The sequence below is a fragment of the Flavobacterium sp. UBA4854 genome (assembly GCF_002399805.1).
Classification (GTDB): domain Bacteria; phylum Bacteroidota; class Bacteroidia; order Flavobacteriales; family Flavobacteriaceae; genus Flavobacterium; species Flavobacterium ginsengisoli.
In genome coordinates this window covers 22,102-27,522 of record NZ_DHEI01000143.1, presented here as the reverse complement: position 1 = coordinate 27,522, position 5,421 = coordinate 22,102, and the positions used below count along the sequence as shown (strand labels likewise).

The window sequence follows — 5,421 nt, the reverse complement described above, 5'->3', positions numbered from 1 at the left end:
CGCAGATTTGGCAGATTGAACAGGTTTTTAAAAATCATTTTAATCCCAATAATCTGTGGCAAAAAAATTAGTGCAATTCGAGTAATTGCTTCGCCTGTTTACTATCGCTCAGGTCGTGGCGAAAAACCTGAAACTTGAAACAAAAAAAACTTGAAACAAAAAACTTATGTTACATAAAACTAAAATACCGAACTTAAAAGTAATTGCATTTGATGCCGATGATACTTTATTTGTAAACGAACCTTATTTTCAAGAAACCGAACATAAATTTTGTGCTTTGATGGAAGATTATCTTTCACATCAAGGTATTTCACAGGAATTATTTAAAATTGAAATTGCCAATCTGCCTTTGTATGGATATGGAATTAAAGGTTACATTCTTTCGATGATTGAAGCTGCGATGAACATTTCGAACAACACCATTCCTGTTGAAGTCATTGAAAAAATCATTCAATACGGAAAAGAATTACTCGAAAAACCAATTGAACTTTTAGACGGAATTGAAGAAACGCTCGAAGCTTTAAAGGGAAAATACAAATTGGTCGTTGCCACAAAAGGCGATTTAAAAGACCAGCACAGCAAATTGCATCGTTCTGGTTTGGGGCATTATTTTCATCATATCGAAGTAATGTCAGACAAACAAGAGATTGACTATCAAAAACTTTTAGGGCGCTTAGACATTGAAGCGCACGAATTTTTGATGATTGGAAATTCATTAAAATCAGATGTACTTCCAGTTTTAGGAATTGGCGGTTATGCCGTTCATATTCCGTTTCATACTACTTGGGAACACGAAAAAATTAATCATACTATAGAACACGAGCACTTTAGTTCATTTGAAACTATTGCAGAAGTCGTTCCGAATTTATTATAATGAAAACACTTTTAGACTTAGAAAACTGGAATAGAAAAGAGCATTTTGCCCATTTCAAACAAATGGAAGAACCTTTTTTTGGCGCAACCGTAGAAATCGATTGTACTAAAGCATATGAAACGGCCAAAAGTTTAAACGCTTCTTTTTTCATTTTCTATTTACACAAAACTTTAGTTGCGGTAAACGCCATCGAGAACTTTAAATACCGAATTTCAGGAGATCAAATTTACATTAACGACCGTGTAGACGCTTCGGCAACGATTGGACGAGAAGATGGCACTTTTGGATTCTCTTTAATTGAATACCATTCGGATTTTAAAACATTCGAACAAAATGCATTAGCAGAAATTGAACGCATTCAAAACACAACTGGGCTTTTTACAAGATCATTTGACACAGATAATTTGATACATTTCTCAGCAATTCCGTGGTTGAATTTTACGTCACTTACTCATGCAAGAAGTTTTACTTATCCTGACAGTTGTCCTAAAGTTTCATTTGGAAAAATGATGCTTTCTGAAACAGGAAAAAGAACCATGTCAATGGCAGTTTATGTTCATCACGCATTAATGGATGGAATGCACATGGGGCAATTTGTAGATCTTTTTCAAGAGCTTATGAATCAATAAATAAACGGAATAATTTTTGTGCCCTAAAAACACATGAAACGAATTTTTCTTTTTTTGTTTTTAATCTCTAGTACTGTTATGCTAAGTCAAACAGTGCTGACTTCTTATGCAATTGATTTAAAAAACAAAATAGCTCAATCTCAAATTATGACTGGCGAAAACACCGTTACTCATGATGTGTTTGTTTTTGCGGCCAGCCCAGATAGTCTTTCGATATTAAAATACAATAGCGCCTTATTTTTAAGAGATAAGTTTATAACCAATCGTCAATATACGGAGAATAAATCTTTGATGGGATATAGCTTTAGCGAAGACGGAAATCCAACTTTATATTGGTTTTCTAGAGAAGAAAAATCAATCATTCTAATTAAATATTTTCTAGAAAATAAAACTTCTAGAGCCTTAAAATTTCAGATTCCGCTGGAAGATAAATTCATTCTCACAAATTATCAAAAAGACAATAACTTCTATTTGATAATGAAAGAAAGAACAAAAGAAGCATTAACGGCTTTTATCTTTAAAAACGGATTGGCTGAAGAAAAGTTTTTAGATTTTAGTTCTTTCAAATTTATTGATCGCAGAACGCAACCTAAAACATTCTCTCAAATCTTGAATGAAAATCCGATCGAAAAGATGGACTCGGGCGAATACAATCCGTTGTATAAAGTCACAGCCAAAAGTAAAATGTATCTTCTTCCAAACCGCTTGATTTTATCTTTGGATCAAAGTTTCAGAAAAACTCAACTGTTTGACATTGATTTAGAAAGTATGGAAATAAAAGAGAAGACATTTATGAAACCTGTTGGAGAGAAAAATCCAAAGACGTCTAATTCTTTTTACCACGAAAACAAACTATATCAAATCAATGTAAATCCTGATGAACTATTATTTGATATTAAAGATTATGAATCTGGAGAATCGATAAAAAGCTTTACGGTTTCAAAAAAAGACACAATCCGCTTTAGTAATTCACCTTTACTAATGCAGATTGAAGACCGTGAACCTCGAAAATTAAAGAATACCGCAAGATTTTTAAAAACGTTATCTTCTCTTGATGCAGGACTTTCGGTGTACAAAAATCAAAACAATCTTTTTATCACTTTAGGAGGATCGGGCAGTGATTTGAAAACCGTATCTATGAACGGTTTTAATTTTAATGATCCTATGGGAGATTTTCCTTCCAACAACTTTTACAATATTGAAACCAACTATTCTGTATTTTTCGAAAGCATCTGGACAAAAAAGCTAGAACTAACTCAAGAAACGCACCAACCTTTTGCTACTGATAAAGTCTTTTACTTCTTAGATACACATAAAGAAGCTGTTCTTGCTAATACGCTTAAGTTAAACAATTACATTCTGCTGAGTTATTATGATGTTTTGTCAAGACAGATTGTGTTGCGCAAATTTACCGATGGCTTTAACTAAACAGATTATCTATCAACAACTTATAACCAAAATCATTCACCTATTTTTGGTTTTTTTACTGTTTTTATAGTTTTTAAATTTTTATCACTAATCTTATTTTAATACTTTTTTGGCTTTTAAAGAAAGTTTTTACTTACAATTTGTCGTTGTTTTGGGCTAAAATTTAAAATTTAGAAACAATGAAAAAAGTTGTAATGACTCTTGCATTTGCCCTAGCGTTAACTGGAGTACATGCGCAAACAGAAAACAATAACGGGTATAATAAATGGTCTATAGATTTAGGCGCAGGGGTTAATAAACCGCAGCGACCATTTAATGCTGGGTATTCTACCAATACTTTAAGTCCTTGGACTGGAGATATAGGTGTGCGTTACATGTTGAACAACAAATTTGGTTTGAAAGCAGATTTTGGATACAACAGTTTTACTGCAAAAGGAAGCTCTATCGATTTTGATTCAAAATACTATAGAGTAGATTTACAAGCTGTTGCTAACTTAGGGCGCATCATGAATTTTGAAACCTGGACTAACACTATTGGTTTATTAGGACATGCTGGTTTTGGTTATGCTCAATTACGCAACGATAATTACAAAGGAGCAGATGAAATGGGTAACTTCATTGCTGGTGTAACGGGACAAATTAGATTATCAAACAGAGTTGCTTTAACGGGTGATTTCTCAACTATTCTAAACGCATCACAAGATCGTACTTTTGACGGAGCGTATGTTCCTGGCAACAGAGGTTTTTCTGGATTGATCTTTAACGGAACTGTTGGTTTAAATGTTTACTTAGGTAAAAACACAAAACATGCAGACTGGACTGTAATTTCAAATGAGGACAGTGATATTTCTGCTTTAGAAAGCAAAGTAGCAGATTTAGAATCACAAATCAAAAACAAGCCCGCACAAAAAGAGGTAGTTATCGAAAAACAAGTAGTTGCACCACAACCAAATGATAATGAATTAATCAGAAAAATGATTAATGACAAATATATCAGTGTTTATTTCGACTTCAATAAAACAACTCCAATTGAGAACTCAACTGCTGCAATTGATATTGTTTTAAATTACTTAAGAAAAAATCCTTCTGCTACTCTTGACCTTGTCGGTTATGCAGATCAAGTTGGAAAAGCTGAGTACAACGAGAAACTGTCTAATACTAGAGCAAAAAACGTAAAAACTATTTTTGAAAAAGCTGGAATTGATTCTTCTCGTTTAAATGTTGTTGCAAACGGTGCAGATACATCTATTCAAAAAGATTCTGATGAAGCTAGAAGATTGGCTAGAAGAGTTACTTTTATTGTAAAATAATTCCTTTTTAAGAAGACTTGATTCAAAAGTCCTTAAGATTTTTTCTTAAGGACTTTTTTTATGCTTCAAAATTTAAAACAGCAGAAATATCTCATAAAATTTGGAATAAAATTTGATAAAATTCATTTATGAAAAAACTGCTACTCCTTTCTCTATTATTTTCTAAAAGCGTTCTGTTCAGTCAAACAGTCTTAAATTCGTTACCATTATCTTTAAATAATCTGGAAAAAACTCAAATTCTAAATATTGAAGACAAAGAATCGAAAGACATTTATGCCTTTGTTTGGGACAATCAGAAAATAAATATTTTGAAATACAATAAGTCTTTGTTTCTAACCAATCAATTTACAGATTTAATAAAAAAAGAAGCAAATAGAAACCTATTGGGCGCTACTATTAGTGCGGGACAAAAACCAACATTATATTGGATTTCAGGAAATAATAAAAATATTCTCATTAACACTTACAATCTAGCTCAAAAAAAATCAGAATCCTTAAATTTTGATTTTCCGAGAAATCACGAGTACATTATAAATTTTTTTCAAGAGAATAATACTTTTTACATTCTTGCCAAAGAAAAAGAACTTGAACATCTGCTTCTTTACAAATTTGAGAATCAAAAGTGTGAAATTAAAATGCTTGATTTTTCTGCTTTTACTTTTAAAAACAAACAGAATGTAAATATTTCTTTCAATGCTTTCCTCAAATACTTTCCAATAAAAAAAATAGAATCGGGAGTACTTAATCCTCCTAATCTCACATCGCAAATAAGCAAATTCTATTTGGCTGATGGACGTCTCATTTTGACATTTGATGATCGTCTAGAACGAACACAAGTTTTTGAGGTTAACCTGAATACTGGCATTATGAAGGGAAGAACTTTTGATCGTTCTGTTTCTAAAAGCCCATTAAGAACAGTAAATTCATTTTATAATGATAAAAAGCTATTTCAAATTGCAGCAAATAAAGACGAATTGTTGTTTGAAGTAAAAGATTTTGATTCTAAAAACACAATTAAGAAGTATTCCTTTTCAAAAAATGATACTATTCCATTTAAAAACTCGCCTTTCTTTCTTCAGCTTAACAACAAGAAACCTCAGCAATTAAAAAACACTGCAAAATTTCTTAAAGATTTGGACGGACTTACTGCTAGTATTTCTGTAATTAAAAACAAAAAAAA

The 5,421-nt window shown here is 31.8% G+C and carries 5 protein-coding genes; all 5 read left to right on the top strand.

Annotated features, from left to right (window positions below):
- Positions 1–166 precede the first annotated feature (166 nt).
- On the top strand, positions 167–874 hold the full coding sequence (locus B3J44_RS20750; protein ID WP_198855190.1) for an HAD family hydrolase: 708 nt from the start codon (positions 167–169) through the stop codon (positions 872–874).
- Positions 874–1,503 (top strand): chloramphenicol acetyltransferase, encoded by a 630-nt coding sequence (locus B3J44_RS20745; protein WP_198855189.1) that lies wholly within the window; start codon positions 874–876, stop codon positions 1,501–1,503. The genes B3J44_RS20750 and B3J44_RS20745 overlap by 1 nt, the downstream gene beginning before the upstream one ends.
- A gap of 78 nt (positions 1,504–1,581) precedes the next feature.
- Complete coding sequence (locus B3J44_RS20740) at positions 1,582–2,931, top strand: hypothetical protein (protein WP_286971193.1); 1,350 nt, start codon at positions 1,582–1,584, stop codon at positions 2,929–2,931.
- Positions 2,932–3,110: 179 nt separating this feature from the next.
- A complete protein-coding gene (locus B3J44_RS20735) occupies positions 3,111–4,241 on the top strand; it encodes an OmpA family protein (protein ID WP_286971191.1) in 1,131 nt (376 codons plus the stop codon).
- A gap of 128 nt (positions 4,242–4,369) precedes the next feature.
- Positions 4,370–5,421, top strand: a 1,052-nt coding sequence (locus B3J44_RS20730) for a hypothetical protein (protein ID WP_286971189.1), incomplete at its 3' end; no start/stop codon positions are given.

What these genes read in the sequence shown, in the direction of transcription:
- B3J44_RS20740 (WP_286971193.1), top strand. Translation starts at nt 1,582, where the DNA reads ATGCTAAGTCAAACAGTGCTGACTTCTTATGCAATTGATTTAAAAAAC.
- B3J44_RS20735 (WP_286971191.1), top strand. Translation starts at nt 3,111, where the DNA reads ATGAAAAAAGTTGTAATGACTCTTGCATTTGCCCTAGCGTTAACTGGA.
- B3J44_RS20745 (WP_198855189.1), top strand. Translation starts at nt 874, where the DNA reads ATGAAAACACTTTTAGACTTAGAAAACTGGAATAGAAAAGAGCATTTT.
- B3J44_RS20750 (WP_198855190.1), top strand. Translation starts at nt 167, where the DNA reads ATGTTACATAAAACTAAAATACCGAACTTAAAAGTAATTGCATTTGAT.